Origin of the sequence: Vibrio sp. 1874 (genome assembly GCF_033344395.1) — a bacterium.
In the GTDB taxonomy this organism is placed as follows: Bacteria; Pseudomonadota; Gammaproteobacteria; order Enterobacterales; family Vibrionaceae; genus Vibrio; species Vibrio alginolyticus.
Genome location: NZ_JAWPOR010000030.1, coordinates 1 through 16,647 on the forward strand (window position 1 = coordinate 1; position 16,647 = coordinate 16,647).

Below are 16,647 nucleotides of genomic sequence, written 5' to 3' on the forward strand. Positions count from 1 at the left end.
TTTACTATGCAGTGGCTTAGGGTGACTAAGGCGCCGTGCGGTAGCTTTTGTATTGCGTTACTCACACCTTAGCAAGGAGTTAGCTAACATGTATAAACTAGAACGGAGTAACATATTGAAAGCAATTTTTGATCAGATTGAGGAAGCACGAACTGAATTGGGGTCTTGGGAATTACTTTATCGAGGGCACTCTTCACGAGAGTATCAATTGTTACCAACTCTCCATCGTTCAGGAAAACAGGACTATGAAAGAGCATTGTTTTACAATTACAAAGCTAGCTCAGCCTCTTTGAGCCGTGGAGTTACTAAATCAAACTGGGATATTGTTCTTGATATGCAGCATTATGGACTTCCGACGCGACTGCTAGATTGGACTTCTTCTTTAGGCACAGCCCTATATTTTGCACTGAAAGGAAACCCTGGTAGTCCATGCATTTGGTTACTCAACCCTTACAAATTAAATGGTGTTTCTACCGGCAGCGAAATTTTGTACGATGTATCGAATCTCCCTGATATTGGAGGTAAGCCAGAATTTAACTTTAGTCAGATTATGGCCGGCAACTGTGAATATGAAATACCCTATGCAATAAGGCCACCCCACGGAAACTCAAGGATATCAGCCCAAAGAGGTTTGTTTACTGTTCATACTAAATCTCAAGAACCCTTGGAAGTTTTATGTCCAGATGCAATAAAAAGGATCGATATACAACCTGATAAAGCTCAAGAGTATAAGCGATACTTGAGCTTTCTGGGTATTGATGAATTTTCAATGTTCCCTGACCAAGGAGGGTTAGCGAACCACCTCAAACAAACATATGCGCTGTAATATTAGCTAACAAAGCATTTAAGAGTGATTCTCAACGCTTGGCATTTTTCATTCCATCGTTGAGTTCAGTGTTTACGGTGGTAAGGTTAAGTTTCGTGGTCGCGTTGTTCACACCTTAATGCGGCGTTAGGCAAATGAACTAGTGAGTTGGACTTTGAATACTCACTAGCATTGTCTCTCAAAGGCAATATTTCAACGGTTTACGAGAACCACTTCCATGGTTGCACAATTACAACCCCAAATACCAACGATAGTATTATTCCAAAAGAGTGTTTTCCATTTTGGTTAAGTTCTGTGCAAACAATCTGTAACAAAGAACCTACTATAAAAATAACCCACGCAATTATTGGAATATCTTTTTCTAGCCCGAAGAAGCCTAGTATAAAAAGTGATGAAAATAGTGCAACTAAATACACCATGATAGTGTTTCTTGTGTTGTCGAATGTTTTTTCTCTTTTAGAGTCGGAAGGACTACAGAGGTAAAGTATATTTGCTATACACAATGCGATAGCTGCTGACGACTGTGAGTAGTAACCGTAGTTTTCGCCTAACATCGTCTTCATAGCTAAAGCTATTTTTGCCAAGCTAAACTCCATTTGTTTATCCGCATAGGCAATGATAGTGCCGCCAATAGCTAATAAAATAAGAAGAGGTAAACAGGCAGTTATTCCTTCTGTGAAAACTTTAAGCCATTGTTCGAAACCGCTGTCGCTTCTCGGTTTCCTTCCATTTAGTTTTGCTGACTCCTTAGAAAAATTACGAAAGCAGCCCGTTAGTGGACGGGCTTGAAAGTTAAGTGTTGGTAAAAAGCTGCCAGAAGGATTGTGTTTTAACTATTTAGATAAAGACCATCCTTTACTTAACGTTTCAAAACCAATGCCAGCAAGAGAGTTGCAAATGCGGTTAGAAGAGTTGGCTGAGATAATGATAAATACTAATCAAAAGGTATAAACTATGAAAGAATATTTTTTGCCACCGAAAGTTTTTGATGAGATTCTGGCATATGCAAAAAAAGAAAATTTTTCCGAGTTAGAAAAATTGGTAGGTAAACATGATAATGGGACGATATTTGTCGAACCATGGGAAGTCGAGATGCTCTTGAATGTGGCGAAATTATGGCGACTAGAGGCTTTATTGAAATACCCTTTTTGGGATAGTGACCATCCTAAATACGATCCTTGTCAGGAAGATTTATTCATGGATGAGCAAGAAGAAAAATGGGGAAAAATTGCTATGACATTCCCCGACGATTAATTAAGCATAATAAAGCATTTAAGAGTGATTCCCAACGCTTGGCATTTCTCATTCTATCGTTGGGTTTCGTGTTTACGGCGGTCTGGTTAAGTTTCGTGGTAGCGTTGCTCACACCTTAATGCGGCGTTATGTTTAATTACGTAAAATCAGTTACTTGCATCTTTTCTTGGCTTTCTAGTTTCGGTTTTGTCGGCAAGTTGACTTCATTGGGCGCTGTTTTCTGGACTCCTATTCGTGGGCGCGAAAAATTCAGAGAGTTGCCTCATTGAAACCCAGTGTGTTGGTGAGGAGAGTGAAGTGTTCTCAATTCCAAAGTTAGAGTTCCAGTTTTCGGTTTTTCACGCTAAAACTCAATGTTAGTAAAATCGAATTTATGAGTTAATTCAGTTTTTTAGCTTCTGGTTTTGGTTTTCAACGGTAAGTCGAGTTAAGCTCTTGGTTTCGTAAACTTAACCCTTTGAGCCTTAAACATAACAAGGCGTTCAAGAGGGATTCATGCCGCGTGGCATTTTTGGTATGCAGTGAGTTTTGGTGATGAAAGTGGTCTGCGGAAAGTTGGTTTGTGCGGCATTCACCCCTTAACGCGGCGTTAGCTTAAATCATCAACAAGGATGTGTAATGAGAAACAAAAAATGGTTTTTTGCGGCGATTTTGCTCATTGGTGGTCCTTCACTACTGCCATTTAGTTTGGAAGTGATTTCTGCAATCGAGTTATTTGGCTTTTTGGGTTTATGGACAATTTATTCATCCTACGCAGAATATTTGGTGAATCATCCTAGATTCAAAAGAGGTTTTTGCTTAGCGACGAGTTGGGATTTTCAGCCTCAAATGCTGTTCTCTATAAGTGAGCTTAAGGAATGTCCCCAGCTAGTTTTCCATATGGTTCCAGTTCAAAGTATTATGGTTTGGACTCTGAATATTCTGTTTTGGGGTGGTGTAGCTTGGTGCTACATAATTTAAGCTAACAAACAGTTCAAGAGGGATTCAGCACGCGTGGCATTTTTGGTATGCGTTGATTTCGGTGTTGAAGTGTCATGCAGTAACATAGGTATTGCGTGCTTCACCCCTTAACTGGGCGTTAGTTGCCAACGAGAAAAACGCAGCTAAAACAAAATATTTAGGGCTAAGGTTCGTGTGTTTTTGGCTGATTTTTCGTATTTCAATTTCTAGTCATCTGGGTTTGTGATAATCGTGCTTTGGTTCCTTGTACGGTTTGAGTTTTCTGTTTCAGACGCTGAATAGCTTGTTGAAAGTCTGCTCTGCTGCATTGTTGTTCCAAAAGGTTTGTTTGGTGTTCAAAGTCCGTTTTCTACGGCGTTGTAAATTCCAAGTGGTTTCAGTGACAGGCGCTTTGAAACTGCGCCTGATTTGAGTTTTTCAAAACACACAAAGACGGTGTTGGCAAAGCTGCAATCAACTTCAAGTTAAAGCCTTAGGCTTGGCAACTAACAAACTGTTCAAGAGGGATTCACAACGCTTGGCGGTTTTGGTTTGAATTAGCTTTAGTGTTTACGGCACAATGGTTTAGGCTGGGGTGGTAGCGTTATTCACCCCTTAACAGGGCGTTAACAGTCAAGGATGAATATGAAACAAAACTACCAAGTTCATGAAGACATGTATGTTGAAGCTCGCGAAGCTGGCTGGGAAGGTTGGGGTGGCAACGAGCGAATGTCTAAAGCAGTTTTAGTTGAGCGTTTTCTCGAGCTATTTAAACGACCGGTGCAAGGTAAACTGCTCGAACTAGGTTGCGGTGAAGGACATCATTGCAGAGCTTTCCAGAAGTTAGGCTTTGAGGTGGCAGGTATAGATATTTCACCAACCGCAATTAAATGGGCAAAGGAAAAAGCCAGAGCAACAGGAGTCGAGGGTAATTATTATTTAGCGGACCTAACGGTAGCGTCTCTTGAACTTACAGAACGTTATGATGTTGTCATTGACGGTAATTGCTTACATTGCATTATCGGTGCAGATCGAGTCATATTTTTGGGTCATGTTTATCGTTCACTATCTGAAAATGGGGTATTTTTTGTCAGTAGCTTGTGCTCTAAAAATGAAATTAGCTATGAAACTTATAGAGATGGCAGTCCATATCGTCATGTTACCTCTGAAAGTGATCTAGTTGTTGAACTAGAGAAAGCAGGGTTCCAAGTGCTTCATGTCAGTGTCTATGAGCGTGAAACTTCAAACCACATAACGGTGTATGCGATAAAAGCATAATTTTGTGTAGAAAAAACTGCTAACAAATTGTTCAAGAGTGATTCGGCACGCGTGGCATTTTTACTATGCGTTGGTTTTAGTGGTTTAGGTGGTATGCGGCAGCTTCGGTATTGCGTGCCTCACACCTTAATTGGGCGTTAAGTGATTTCTCATAACTTAACCTCCGAACCACAAAATTGAGGTTCGGAGGTTAGTGGGGTTATAGTTGTCCTAAGTCGATTTTTTTAGCAATCAACTTCATGGTGTCTATCATTCCATGCTCAAACAGTAGCGAATCAGTAAAGGTATACGACTTAGACCAAACGCTTTCGGGTTCTTTTCGGTCGAGTGTTATAAATGCATATCCACCACCGCCATTGCCATCTGCATTAAAAGCACGCCTCAGCTTTAACCGTTCACCGTCTACAAGCCCTTCGTCATTAAATGTGCCTTTGGGTAAGCCGCCTTCGGCTTCGGTTTTGAAAAACTTACCTTCTAAGGTGTCTAAGAACCACCGCAAGCCATATTTTGGGAACTCGATTTGGTAGTGTAGCCATTCGCTTTCGCCGTCTAGCTTATCGGTAAAGTATTTCGCGGTAGCAAGGATTATGTAGTCATCAACCAATAAAAAGTAAAAGTTTTTCGTTGTTTCTTCATCATCCGGTACCGTAGCAATCAAGTTTGGGTCTTGAGCAACTGTGAGTGGGTTGATTTCTTTAAACTGCTTCATCTGTCTGCTCCGTTTCCTATATCAATTCTCATAATGGCTCCTGCGTTCTCTAGTTCTCCTAGCGTTTGTGGGTTTTTATCCCACGTAAAGGTTTCGGGCGGGCCGTATTCCAGTTCATCATCAATGTCGCCAAAAGGCGTCGTATCATACTTAACATTTAAATCCTTAGTCACGCCGTTACCGAGAAAATCTTGGTTTGCGCCTAAACCTTGTTCTATTTGGTATCGGGTTCGCAACGTGTCAGTCTGGTTCGTAGTAAAGTCGAGCTTTTTGCAATATTTAGTAAAATCTTCTTGTTTCTTAATGTCGATGCCGCGTTCTTTAGCTGTTACTTTTACCTGCTCGTAATAGCGACTGAACTCTGGAGTCAAACATGGTTCAATTAAATCAAGGCTGTCTGAAAATTCGCTACCGAGTTGTGTCTTTGCGTGTTTTCCCATCTCTCCGTATGTAGGGATAAAACTGACCATATCACCGAGTTCGGCGGCTTTTTCATGGTCAATCAAAAGTATGGTGTAATCGCATGTTGGGTCATAGTCTCGCCCGACTGCTTTGCATATTGCTTCTGGATCAGTATCACCATGCTCTGCTTGTGTAAAAGTGGTAGTCCAATATCGTCTGGCCTTTCCTTCTGAGGGTGGTCCAATATAGCCCTTGTCCCCAGTCCATTCTGATTCGACCACTCGAAATAAGAAACGCTCATCCAAGCCCTTTGCAACCACTTCTCTTTTATCCGCAGTGGTGTAAGGTGAACCCGGTAATGCTGCACCACCTTCACGAGCGGCATCGACATAAGACTTAGCTTCCGCCAAGCGCTGCTTCGCTTCTTCATAAGTTTTGGGCGGTGGTTGTTTATCGGCTCGATATTTGTCACCGATTAAGACAGTGGGGTTGCCAATGACAATCTTGCCTCCGTGACTGGTCGAGTCTCCCATTCTTGCTGCTGGTTTACCGTTAATAAATACGGAGCCAGATCCTTGGCTTATGGAATCAGGGGGACCGACACAGATGAGGCGGTCGCCTTTACGAGCAGCTGGTAGACCGCCAATTTTTACATTGGGTGAGCCAGCGACTACAGGGCCTCCCACATGCGGAACTTTAGCAGTAACCTTGGGGCAGACGTGCATTGATGTTAATGTTGCAGCGGGTTTTCCCATGAAAACATCCTTTTTGTGGGTTAGGTTGCATATCTTAGCCTTTGTAAGGAAACTATCTTCTTTGGCTGGTGTAATATTTGGAAGCAAATCACCTAACAAACTGTTTAAGAGTGATTCGCAACGCGTGGCATTTTTACCATGCGTTGTTTTTAGTGTTTAAGGTGGTATGCGGCAGCATCGGTATTGCGTTGCTCACACCTTAACAGGGCGTTAGTTTGCAAGAGGAAAAACGCAGCTATACCGCATGATCTAGTGGTAAAAGCTCAAAGTCGAAATTGTCATATCGGCGTTCAATTTCAGTGTTAACTAGCGTGGTGAAAATCCAAAATTGGCATCGTTTCAACGGTTGATTTGTTCTTTAATGCGGCGATTTTTGGGTTAACTGAGTTAAACTTTTTTGCTGAAACTCTGCTCGTTGAGTTTGTTGGTACAAAAGCCGATTTACCCGCTGAAGTGGCGTTTTCTCTGGTGTGGAAAGTTCACGTGGTTTCAGTGAGTTTGTTGAAAATCCGCATTGTGAGATTAGTTTTCCAAAAGCGCTTTTTGGTGTTGTGAGTTCGTTTTCTGCGGTGTTGTTTGTTCCAAGTGGTTTCATTGAGTAGTCGCTTTGAGACTACGCCTGACTTGATTGCATCAAAACACATAAAGTTTATTGTTTGCAAAGTTTAAAATAACGTAAAATCAACGCTTTGGGTTTGCAAACTAACAAACTGCTCAAGAGGGATTCGCAACGCGTGGAATTTTTTACTATGCGTTGAATTTAGTGATTAAGGTGGTTTGCGGCGGCTTTTGTATTGCGTTGCTCACCCCTTAGCAGGGTGTTAGTTGCCAACGAGAAAAACGCAACTAAAGCAGAATGTTTAGGGTTAATGTCTGTGTGTATTTGGCTCGGTTTTGTGTTTTGAATTTTTGGGCTTTGGTTTGCGGAAATTGTGATTCTCCCTTTTCTAGTTTGCCGTTTCAGAAGCTGATTCATTTGTTGAAAGTCAGTTCTGTGACATTGTCTTTCCAAAGAAGTTTTTTGTGTTGTTAGTCCGTTTTCTACGGCGTTGTTTTTTCCAAGTGGTTTCAGTGACAAGCGCTTTGAAACTGCGCCTGATTTGAGTTTTTCAAAACACATAAAACTAGTGTTGGCAAAGCTGCATTTAACTTCAAATCAAAGCTTTAGGCTTGGCAACTAACAAAGCATTCACGAGGGATTCACAACGCTAGGCAGTTTTGGTTTGAATTAGCTTAAGTGTTTACGGCACAATGGTTTAGGTTGGGTGGAATGCGTTGTTCACCCCTTAATGCGGCGTTATATTTTTGTTTTACGTCAGTGGATAAAGGAAAATATGAAAAGAATAATTTTAGCCTCTTTATGCTGCTTCAGTTCGGCAAGCATGGCGACTATAGGCATTGCCGAAGATAATTACCAAGATAATGAAAGGGATAGGCTCATTGAGGCTAAGCTCTTTTACCCAACAACTATGACCGCACCTGAAACTATTTTCGCTGAAAACATAGCCTTCTATGGGTTTAAGGCTGCTAAATCAGCAATCCCAAAGGGTAGGGATTTTCCATTGTACATCCTAGTTCACGGAACATCGGGTAATTGGAAAAATCTATCATGGCTTGGGAGCGAGTTAGCTGAGAAAGGTGCTTTTGTCGTTTCAGCAAATCATCCTAGTTATACAACAGGTCAAGCTACGCCTGAGAGTGTCCTTAGAATGTGGGATCAGCCTAGAGATGTCTCCTTCCTTGTTGATCAGATACTATCAAGTGATTACGCTCAATATGTAGACAAAGATAATATAACTGTCATCGGTTACTCTTTGGGTGGTTACACAGCATTAGCATTAGCAGGCGCAAAATTCGATATTAAGGGGTATCAGGAATACTGTAATCAGTACAATGATGCATCATGCGATTATTACAGCAATGCATTCAATGATCTTTCACAACAGGAACGCCTTATGATCTCAGGCGATTACAGAGATAAACGGATAACAAATGCAGTTGCTATCGCGCCAGGTTACGTGCCTGCGATATTACCCAAATCGTTAGATACTTTGTCGGCAAAGACTGTAATAGTTGGTGCTGAATTGGACAAGACTATCCCGCCCAAATTACAAATTACTCCGTATATAAATACCAGCCTAAGCAACCTTTCTTACAAAGAAATCAAAGGTGCTTCGCACTTTAGTTTTATGCAAGTTTGTAAGCCTCAAGCTGTTGAAATATTGGCAGAAGAGGGAGCAGCTTTTGTTTGCCAAGAAACTGGTAACGTCGATCGAAGCTCAATTCATCAAAGGTTGCTTGAGGTATTGAGTCCACTGAAATCAAAAATATAACAAACTGTTTAAGAGTGATTCGCAACGCGTGGCATTTTCACTATGCGTTGGTTTTAGTGTTTAAGGTGGTATGCGGCGGCCTCGGTATTGCGTTGCTCACCCCTTAACAGGGCGTTAGCACTGGGTTGGGATCAAAGGTCAAACGTCTTGATGTTTATTGGTTTCTTTTCCCAAATTTACACCTGACTAAATGTGCCTCTCACGTCCGCTCCGGTGGCACTATATGCGGAGTGTTCGCTGTGAATTTACCGTTTACGGTTTCTAACTTTTTGGCTATTTCTTTGTTGTGGCTTCTTTGATGTTGTTGATTTTACCATCAAAAATGTAGTTTCATTGTCGCTGTGGTTGAGTTCGGTGATCGTATTCTTTGTTAATTTGAAAGCGGTGGAATGAAGGCGGTTTTGTGTATTTTTCTTCTACCCAACTTGCGTTTTGAAGTTGGTTTCCAGTTTTGTAGTTGTCCGTTTGGTTTCAGCGTTTTAATTCATGAATTTCGTGCTATATTTCAACATCTTGGCGTGTACCAAAGGCTTCAAGGGTAGCGTACTAACAAACAATTCAAGAGGGATTCGTAACGCGTGGCATTTTTACTATGCGTTAATTTTAGTGATTAAGGTGGTTTGCGGTGACATTGGTGTTGCGTTACTCACCCCTTAATTGGGCGTTATATTTATTGGTGAGTTATGAGATATTTTGACTGTACAAAATTTGACTATAAGAAATTCAATATCACAGAAACAAGTGATCTAATCGAGCGAGATAAAGCAGCATATAAACATTCATTCCAACAGTGGATTAATTCAGAAATCGATAACATTGTAGAAAGAAAGTGGGAAATAGAGAATATCAGAGTCGTTGATGAAACTGGTGACTTCATCCGCTTAATTAAAGAAGCTGAGCTATCTTATTCTCTTGGTGCTTACTTCAGTACTATCGCTTTAGTTGGAGTCGCAAGTGAAGATCTATGTAGGTACTTTGCTGAAAAACAGGGACACCAAAAACTCACCAACCATTCTCAGTTTGATCGAATAAATAAGCTTAACGAATTAGGAATAATTTCTTCTTCTGTACACAGCAAGTTTGATAAAATTCGTAAGATTAGGAATAACTGTTTGCACTTCAATGAGGGATTTAAGTCTCAAAAGCGTGATGACCTAAAAATTGAAGCTGCTTCTTGCATTAACGATCTATAATCAATTTATAAAGAACTGTTTTCTTCCTTCAATGGCAAATACAAACTAGGTACTTTAACTACTAGCGTAATAGAAGACTTTGCTCGCCAAATGGCAGATCGGACTTCTTTTGGCGATACACTCAACACAGAAGAATTTACCATAAAATTAAGGTATTTCATGGCGAGTGAATTTGGTGAAGATATTGCAATTGCAGATAGCGATGCACAGGTTGAAAGGACAGGTCTATTTGTCGTAGCTGATATCGATACTGAAGACCCAATGGAAATTAGTTTGCTTGATCTGTCTGTTGGTCAGTACGTAATTGTTGATTTATCTAACGAAGATATGTTCAAACTAAATGAGCAAAATGTCGAGGTTAACTGTAGCATAATCGCTAGTATTGCATCTGTAACCAATCATCAAGGTATAACAGCTGATTGGCATCTTAAAAACGTATATCGCGTAAAATAAATATAACAAAGCGTTTAAGGCAGATTCGCAACGCGTGGCATTTTTGGTTTTAGTCGGCTTTAGTGTTTACAGCGGTATGGTTAAGTTCAGTGGTAGCGTTGCTCACTACTTAACGCGGCGTTATACGATTCGGAAAACTAGAGGTTTTGGTGAATAGAAAGAATGATGGGTTGTTGAGACAGTTTAAGCGCATTGCTATCTCATTTGCAGACTTTAAAGAGGCGCATGATATTGTTTCTCATATTAAGAAAAGTAATCTTTATTCTGACATCGACAACAACTTTCTTGTACTGTCAGCGTTAACTAATGCAATGATAATCTCCTATTGCAAACCATTCTCTGGCAATGACTCTCGAAACAAGTCCAAAGTCCCCGATTTAACAAATTCTGCTTTGAAAGTGTTGTCGTCTGAGGAACTGAGTTTACATAAATTCTTAATCCAACGCCGGAATCAGCTCATAGCACATTCAGATTCTCAGGCTATTGATATAAAGTTTGTCATTCATAGCTTTGGCGAAACGCAAATGCTTCAACCTGTTAGAAATAGAAGTTCGGTTTGTTTAGACCTCGAACAGCTAGAGGTATTTGAAAGTATGTCGCTAAAATTGCTCTCGTATGTGGCAAATTTACGTAATGATATGGAACCAAGTATCATCCCTCTGCTCACAAAAGAGCATACAGAAGGTTGGGGTGAGTAAAATCGTATAACAAACAATTTAAGAGAGATTCCCAACGCTTGGCATTTTTGCATCTACTTCAAATTTAGTTGTTACGGTACAATGCTTTAGGTTGGGCGGTAGCGTTGCTCACCCCTTAATTGGGCGTTATGGCGCAGGGCGAAAATGGACAAAATCGTAGAGTTAATAAGGCAAGACCCAATCAGAGTTGAGGCACTTTATCATGTGTCCCAATTAGATTTGCCTCAATGCTATATTGCAGCAGGTTTCGTTCGAAATTTAGTTTGGGATTCACTGCATGATTTCAACGAACCGACTCCTTTAAATGACGTCGATGTAATCTACTTTGATCCGACAGAATCTAACTCCAATGTCCACTTGGATTACGAAGTACTTCTTAAAGCTCGCATGCCCAAGCTTAACTGGCAAGTGCGTAATCAAGCGACAATGAATGAGCGTAATGGTGATGAACCTTATCAAAGTTCGTTGGATGCAATGAGTTACTGGCCAGAAAAAGAAACAGCGGTTGCTGTTCGTCAAATCGGGTCAAATCAGTATGAGTGTATGGCTGCTTTTGGCTTTGAATCCCTATTTAGTTACTGGGTCACACATAATCCTAAAAGGTTACGAGAAACCTTTGAAAATCGTGTAAGTTCAAAAGGGTGGCTAGTTCGGTGGCCATCTTTGAGAATTGCGCCATAACAAAGCGTTTAAGGCAGATTCGCAACGCATGACATTCTTGGTTCAAATTGGGTTTTGTGTTTACGGTGTAATGGTTTAGGTTAGGTGTAGGCGTCGCTCATTACTTAACGCGGCGTTAGTTCCCCAGAGGAAGCAATCAATCTGTAGGAAATTTTTGTTTTTGGTGGAGTACACGCATAACTCGGATGATATCGCCCTCGACCCAGTAAGAGACAATCATCGAAATCTCAGGAATAATGAGCAATCGTCCGCGGATGCCATCTCGTTGTACACCCATTAAAGGTTGTTCAAGCAAGTTTTCTACTTTTGCTTCAATAAGGTTGTCAGTTTTTTCTGCCGCATCAGGGTTAAAGTCATAGAGAAACTCGAAGATCTTTTCACGATCATTAAGTGACTCTTCTTCCCATAAAATCATTGCTTACCTCGATTACGGATTCTGGCTTTGCGCTCTTCCATTCGAGACTTAGCAGTTTGGTGCTCAACGAAAACGGATTTTCCTGAGTCAAACTTCTCAAATGCTAGGTTTACTTGTTCAGTTAGCCATGCATCGTGAGATAATGTTTTTCTTTGTTGTTCAGCGAGTTGCTCAGTAAGTTCACGGCAAGCATCACTTAGAGTTCGACCTTGGCTTTCAGCCATTTGTTGAGCTAGGCGTTTTGTTTCTTCATCAACACGAAATTGAATTCTAGTGTCCATGATGTATTCCTTTGTTGGTGTGTGTACAAATGTTAGCACTAGGCTTTGAGATGGGCAACTAACAAACAATTTAAGAGTGATTCGCAACGCTTGGCGTTTTCGCTTCGCTCAAGTATCGCCAAGCGTCGCTCACACCTTAATGCGGCGTTATGCATCAGGGGGATTCATGGAATTTATAGATAGACCTGTAGGCGCAAATCAGGAAGAAATACACAAGTTAGAAACTATATTTCAAATAACTCTTCCTGAAAGTATGTTGAATTGGTGGAGTGTTAGCGATGGCCCTATAGTCTATTTTGGGTTCAAAGAGTTACAGTTCTTCTCTTTGTCGGAGATATACGGCGAAGATATTTATGGGGTAAAGCACGATATGCCTGGCGCAATGCCAATTTGCTTAGATGGTAATGGAAATATTTGCGTGGCCAGAATTGCAGGTGGTGTTATATGTGGTTTTTATGTCGTTGATTCTAGTGATTTAGGTTGGGAGCAAGCGAAAATTATAAGCTGTGAATTCTTAAAGTTTGTGAACGATAGTTTTTCACCCGAAGAACGACTAAATGCATAACAAAGCATTTAAGAGTGATTCCCAACGCTTGGCATTTTTGTATCTGCGTTGGATTTTGTGTTTACGATGTAATGGTTTAGGCATGGTGGTAGCGTTGCTCACACCTTAATGCGGCGTTAAGTGTATTTACAAGTAAGGAGACTAAATTGGCAAGGAAATCTTTGATAGAACATGTGTTTAATGAACTGGTTGATTTGAGTAAGCAGTTTTGGCAGGTGAGCCTTTTTGCCACAATATTGTTTATTGTACTTACGTTGTTTGCAGTAAAATTCGCTGTTGGAGTGCTAAATGGGGTTGAATCTGGTTCACCTACGAATATAGCAATCATAAATTCAATTGGTTGGGTGTTTTATTTAGTACCGATAGTTTTCGGTATGATTACGGTGTTTTTTGGTGTAAACACTCTCAAAGGATATGTGGAGTCAAAATACACTTAACAAAGCGTTTAAGACGGATTCACAACGCTTGGCGATTTCAGCTCCAGTCAGGTTAAGTGTTTAAGGTACAATGGTTTATGTTTTGTGGTCGGCGTTGTTCACCACTTAACGCGGCGTTATGTTACCCAAGCGAACAGAGTCCCAATATTGATGCCTAGCTCTCGTATTAGTTTGCTGAGTTCTCTTACTCTTTATAAACATACGTAATTAAGAGGTTTCTGTTACGAGTAGTGAACGCCACGGTATATCAGTAGGGCTAGAGCGATTTGGCTCAGAATTCTTCCTTGTCTTCAAGGCAGTAGGGAAGCTCACTTACGAAGATTATCAAGCAATCGCGCCCGTATTAGAATCAGCTTTAGCAGGAGTTAAGGGGCAGCATGTCAAAGTGCTTGTAGATATTTCAGAGTTTTCAGGTTGGGAGCTTCGTGCAGCTTGGGATGATTTTCAGCTGGGTTTGAAAATCGGTCCTAAATTCGAAAAAGTAGCAATTTACGGTGATAAACACTGGCAAGAGTTAGCCTCGAAAGTTGGTGGCTGGTTTATATCAGGGGAAATGCAATCATTTAATGAATATGACTCCGCAATCAAGTGGCTAGAGGGGTAACATAACAAAGCGTTCAAGAGGGACAGTCAACGCGTGGCGAATTTGGCTCAAGTTTTGGTATGTGTTTTTATGGTGGTAAATTGAAGTTTGGTGGTAGCGCGTTGCTGCCCCTTAACGCGGCGTTATAGCGCAGAGTTGAAATTGTCGTATCGGCTTTCAGTGTTAACTAGCGAGGTAAAAATCCAAAGTTGGCATCGTTTCAAGGGTAGATTTGTTCTTTGGTGCGGCGACTTTTGGGGTCACTGAGTTGAACTTTTTTGCTGAAAATCTGCTCGTTGAGTTTGTTGGTACAAAAGCCGATTTACTCGCTGAAATGACGTTTTCTCTGGTGTGGTAAGTTCACGAGGTTTCAGTGACTTTGTTGAAAGTCCGCATTGTGAGATTGGTTTTCCAAAAGTGCTTTTTGGTGTTGTGAGTTTGTTTTCTGCGGCGTTGTTTGTTCCACGTGGTTTCATTGAGTAGCCGCTTTGAGACTAGGCCTGACTTAAGTGCGACAAGGCACATAAAGTTTGTTGTTTGCAAAGTTTAAAATAACGTAAAATCAACGTTTTGGGTCTGCAAACTAACAAACTGCTCAAGAGGGATTCGCAACGCGTGGCATTTTCACTATGCGTTGATTTTAGTGATTAAGGTGGTATGCGGCGGTTTTGGTATTGCATTGCTCACCCCTTAGCAGGGCGTTATACCTAAGGAAGCAAATGAGCAGTATTTACGAAATTATTCAAAAAGACCCACAATACTATGTTTGGCTTTTTGGCTTTTTGGCTTTTTGGGTTGATCAATGCGGGTTGGATCGTATTCGCATTTCTATTTAAATTATGGCATGAAAGGCAACTCAAAAGGCTAGAACAAGACTTAAGGTTTGATGCTGAAAGGCGCTTAAAAGTCTTTGACTTGAAAGCCACTGAGTATGCCAACTATGTTGCTAGTTTGGATCAGTTTGGATCAGTTTGGAAAGAAAAATCAAAGTGAAATAATGGGGCGCATGCAACCTATTTTCGATCAATACCTTAATAATTTTATGGCAGCTTCGGCTGAAAACAACCAAGAGAAAACTCGTGAAGTGTTAGTGTGGTTTAGCCAACAAATTTCACTTATCATGCACGAAGGAGGAGAAGACTTTTTCAAATTAAAGTCAGAGTCTAATAGGTTAAAGCTGATTGCAACCGACGAGATGCTTGGTACTTTTCAACAGTTGGAAGATTTGACTGAATTATCAATGAATACAGCACATGAATTCATGGGTAAATTGACGGAAATAGTCCTACATCAGCAAACTTCAATCCAAGAAGAATATTTGGCGAAACTGAATGATATATCATCAGATATTCAGGTGCAGTCTAAGTTGCTAATGACTCAGATGCGTACGGAAATTCGTAGAATTTAGGTATAACAAACTGTTTAAGAGTGATTCGTAACGCGTGGCATTTTTGCTATGCGTTGCGTTTTGTGTTTAAGGTGGTTTGCGGAGGCTTTGGTATTACGTGCCTCACACCTTAACAAGGCGTTATAAACACTGGCACGGCTCGAAGTTTAGATACGTTCACACTTAAATCACACTCAATAATCAACAGCATGCATGAAAATGCACTTTCATTTCAAGGAGGTGTGCATGCCGAAAATTTATGAGTACTTAGGGATTATATTGTTCTTTTATAGTAACGAACATGAGCCAATTCATATTCATGGTAAGTTTCAAGGTAAAGAGTCTAAAGCGGAAATTCACTTGAAAAATGGCCGTTAAGGATAAAGGTGCAGGATTAGAGAGCAAAAAGAAGCGTGAGTTTGAAGAGTTTGTAAACTGTTATGCCGATGATACTGTAGAAAAGTGGATTGACTATTTTGTTAAGAAAAAGCATGTAAGTCCAACTACAATTACGAAGAAGGTAAAAAATGTCAGAACTATCAGTGGTTAAAGTTACACATGTTACGGGTCATATTTTAGAAATAGAGTTTAGTGATAATCACGTTTCAATCGTTGATTTTGCTCCATTCATCTTTAGTGTTGGCCATCCTGATTACGATGTATATAAAGACATCTCTCGCTTTTTGCAGTTTGATTTGCTTGATGGAAACTTAAACTGGGACGACTACACAATGATCTTTCCTGTTGAACATCTATACAAAATAAGCTGTAAATCGAGTTTATAACAAACGGTTTAAGAGTGATTCGCAACGCATAGCATTTTGGCTATGCGTTGCGTTTAGTGTTTAAGGTGTTATGCGGTGGCTTAGGTATTGCGTTGCTCACACCTTAACAGGGCGTTATGTACTTTGGAGAAAATATGGAAGTTGTTACTACTGAAAAACACGACTCAGAATATCCCAATCCGTTTTATTTGAAGCGAGGCGACAAAGTAGCTCTAGGTACAATTGACGATGAGTTTCCCAACTGGGTCTTTATAACCAGTGTCGAAGGAGAGCGGGGTTGGGCTCCAGTTCAATATATCGAAAAGATTGAAGGAAGCTCTGAAGGTATCTTGCTTGAAGACTATGACAATGTTGAGCTTAATACTGTCATTGGCGAAAAACTGTCAGTGCTATTCGAACTCAATGAGTGGTATCGAGTTTCGAGGTCAACGGGTGAAGTCGGTTGGGTACCAGTGCGTTCGGTACAACGTACATAACAATAAATTTAAGAGTGATTCACAACGCTCGGCGCTTTCGCTTCAAGCCAGTTTAGTGTTTATGGCACAATGCTTTAGGTAAGGTGTTAGCGTTGTTCACACCTTAATTTGGCGTTAGGTGACATGAGACAAACGATAGACTAGTGGGTAGTATCTTGGCGTGAATCTAGCTTCAGTTAACAGAAAAGGAGTGGATT

Annotated in this window: 21 protein-coding genes and 1 pseudogene; 17 read left to right on the forward strand and 5 right to left on the reverse strand. The window is 40.7% G+C overall.

Translation table 11 applies throughout. The annotated features are described in order from the left end of the window. Window positions 1-88 precede the first annotated feature (88 nt). Window positions 89-826 carry an FRG domain-containing protein gene (locus R8N46_RS23715; RefSeq protein ID WP_104979331.1) on the forward strand — a complete coding sequence of 246 codons (738 nt, stop codon included), beginning with the start codon at window positions 89-91 and terminating at the stop codon, window positions 824-826. A 200-nt stretch (window positions 827-1,026) separates the two neighbouring features. On the opposite strand, the gene R8N46_RS23720 is transcribed toward R8N46_RS23715, so the two are convergent. Continuing rightward, entirely contained in the window at window positions 1,027-1,410 is a 384-nt protein-coding gene (locus R8N46_RS23720) for a hypothetical protein (protein ID WP_136977030.1), read from the reverse strand. 370 nt (window positions 1,411-1,780) lie between these two features. Between R8N46_RS23720 and R8N46_RS23725 the strand changes: the two genes are divergently transcribed. The 3 genes from R8N46_RS23725 to R8N46_RS23745 all read left to right on the forward strand — a co-directional run bounded on the left by R8N46_RS23725 (window position 1,781) and on the right by R8N46_RS23745 (window position 4,297). After that, the gene (locus R8N46_RS23725) at window positions 1,781-2,080 is read left to right on the forward strand and encodes a hypothetical protein (protein ID WP_053350298.1); all 300 of its coding nucleotides are present in this window, start codon (window positions 1,781-1,783) and stop codon (window positions 2,078-2,080) included. 618 nt (window positions 2,081-2,698) lie between these two features. Next, window positions 2,699-3,040, forward strand: coding sequence for a hypothetical protein (locus tag R8N46_RS23735; protein WP_115386057.1), 342 nt, complete (start codon window positions 2,699-2,701; stop codon window positions 3,038-3,040). A gap of 618 nt (window positions 3,041-3,658) precedes the next feature. Further along, on the forward strand, window positions 3,659-4,297 hold the full coding sequence (locus tag R8N46_RS23745; RefSeq protein WP_104979327.1) for a class I SAM-dependent methyltransferase: 639 nt from the start codon (window positions 3,659-3,661) through the stop codon (window positions 4,295-4,297). Between the two features lie 199 nt (window positions 4,298-4,496). On the opposite strand, the gene R8N46_RS23750 is transcribed toward R8N46_RS23745, so the two are convergent. Beyond that, on the reverse strand, window positions 4,497-5,006 hold the full coding sequence (locus tag R8N46_RS23750) for a hypothetical protein (RefSeq protein ID WP_017191342.1): 510 nt from the start codon (window positions 5,004-5,006) through the stop codon (window positions 4,497-4,499). A gap of 872 nt (window positions 5,007-5,878) precedes the next feature. After that, window positions 5,879-6,163 (reverse strand): annotated as a pseudogene (locus R8N46_RS23755) (PAAR domain-containing protein); the annotation flags it as partial. A 1,334-nt stretch (window positions 6,164-7,497) separates the two neighbouring features. Here R8N46_RS23755 and R8N46_RS23760 point away from each other — a divergent pair. From R8N46_RS23760 to R8N46_RS23780, 5 genes are all read left to right on the forward strand, one after another. After that, the gene (locus tag R8N46_RS23760) at window positions 7,498-8,496 is read left to right on the forward strand and encodes an alpha/beta hydrolase family protein (RefSeq protein ID WP_104979324.1); all 999 of its coding nucleotides are present in this window, start codon (window positions 7,498-7,500) and stop codon (window positions 8,494-8,496) included. A 683-nt stretch (window positions 8,497-9,179) separates the two neighbouring features. Then, window positions 9,180-9,689 carry a DUF4145 domain-containing protein gene (locus R8N46_RS23765; protein ID WP_104979320.1) on the forward strand — a complete coding sequence of 170 codons (510 nt, stop codon included), beginning with the start codon at window positions 9,180-9,182 and terminating at the stop codon, window positions 9,687-9,689. 90 nt (window positions 9,690-9,779) lie between these two features. Beyond that, a complete protein-coding gene (locus R8N46_RS23770) occupies window positions 9,780-10,142 on the forward strand; it encodes a hypothetical protein (protein WP_147289565.1) in 363 nt (120 codons plus the stop codon). 149 nt (window positions 10,143-10,291) lie between these two features. Further along, complete coding sequence (locus R8N46_RS23775) at window positions 10,292-10,840, forward strand: hypothetical protein (RefSeq protein WP_104979317.1); 549 nt, start codon at window positions 10,292-10,294, stop codon at window positions 10,838-10,840. Between the two features lie 144 nt (window positions 10,841-10,984). Beyond that, entirely contained in the window at window positions 10,985-11,521 is a 537-nt protein-coding gene (locus R8N46_RS23780) for a nucleotidyltransferase family protein (RefSeq protein WP_104975413.1), read from the forward strand. A 136-nt stretch (window positions 11,522-11,657) separates the two neighbouring features. On the opposite strand, the gene R8N46_RS23785 is transcribed toward R8N46_RS23780, so the two are convergent. Both R8N46_RS23785 and R8N46_RS23790 read right to left on the reverse strand, forming a co-directional pair. Continuing rightward, window positions 11,658-11,936, reverse strand: a complete 279-nt coding sequence (locus R8N46_RS23785; protein WP_005398411.1) for a type II toxin-antitoxin system mRNA interferase toxin, RelE/StbE family — start codon at window positions 11,934-11,936, stop codon at window positions 11,658-11,660. Then, on the reverse strand, window positions 11,933-12,217 hold the full coding sequence (locus R8N46_RS23790; RefSeq protein WP_005398409.1) for a type II toxin-antitoxin system RelB/DinJ family antitoxin: 285 nt from the start codon (window positions 12,215-12,217) through the stop codon (window positions 11,933-11,935). Before R8N46_RS23790 ends, R8N46_RS23785 begins: the two co-directional genes overlap by 4 nt. A 166-nt stretch (window positions 12,218-12,383) precedes the next feature. Between R8N46_RS23790 and R8N46_RS23795 the strand changes: the two genes are divergently transcribed. The 8 genes from R8N46_RS23795 (at window position 12,384) to R8N46_RS23830 (ending at window position 16,450) form a co-directional block, all read left to right on the forward strand. Continuing rightward, on the forward strand, window positions 12,384-12,782 hold the full coding sequence (locus R8N46_RS23795) for an SMI1/KNR4 family protein (RefSeq protein WP_042524338.1): 399 nt from the start codon (window positions 12,384-12,386) through the stop codon (window positions 12,780-12,782). A gap of 146 nt (window positions 12,783-12,928) precedes the next feature. Beyond that, window positions 12,929-13,219 carry a hypothetical protein gene (locus tag R8N46_RS23800; RefSeq protein ID WP_042523463.1) on the forward strand — a complete coding sequence of 97 codons (291 nt, stop codon included), beginning with the start codon at window positions 12,929-12,931 and terminating at the stop codon, window positions 13,217-13,219. Between the two features lie 244 nt (window positions 13,220-13,463). Continuing rightward, window positions 13,464-13,823 (forward strand): STAS/SEC14 domain-containing protein, encoded by a 360-nt coding sequence (locus tag R8N46_RS23805; protein ID WP_213972578.1) that lies wholly within the window; start codon window positions 13,464-13,466, stop codon window positions 13,821-13,823. 910 nt (window positions 13,824-14,733) lie between these two features. After that, complete coding sequence (locus R8N46_RS23810; protein WP_181881295.1) at window positions 14,734-15,210, forward strand: hypothetical protein; 477 nt, start codon at window positions 14,734-14,736, stop codon at window positions 15,208-15,210. 225 nt (window positions 15,211-15,435) lie between these two features. Beyond that, a complete protein-coding gene (locus R8N46_RS23815) occupies window positions 15,436-15,567 on the forward strand; it encodes a DUF4160 domain-containing protein (RefSeq protein WP_213972576.1) in 132 nt (43 codons plus the stop codon). Then, window positions 15,557-15,739: a hypothetical protein gene (locus R8N46_RS23820; RefSeq protein WP_213972577.1), complete on the forward strand. Its 183-nt coding sequence runs from the start codon at window positions 15,557-15,559 to the stop codon at window positions 15,737-15,739. The genes R8N46_RS23815 and R8N46_RS23820 overlap by 11 nt, the downstream gene beginning before the upstream one ends. Then, a complete protein-coding gene (locus tag R8N46_RS23825) occupies window positions 15,717-15,974 on the forward strand; it encodes a DUF2442 domain-containing protein (protein ID WP_104975404.1) in 258 nt (85 codons plus the stop codon). Before R8N46_RS23820 ends, R8N46_RS23825 begins: the two co-directional genes overlap by 23 nt. A gap of 134 nt (window positions 15,975-16,108) precedes the next feature. Continuing rightward, window positions 16,109-16,450 carry an SH3 domain-containing protein gene (locus R8N46_RS23830; protein WP_042523465.1) on the forward strand — a complete coding sequence of 114 codons (342 nt, stop codon included), beginning with the start codon at window positions 16,109-16,111 and terminating at the stop codon, window positions 16,448-16,450. Window positions 16,451-16,647: the final 197 nt, after the last annotated feature.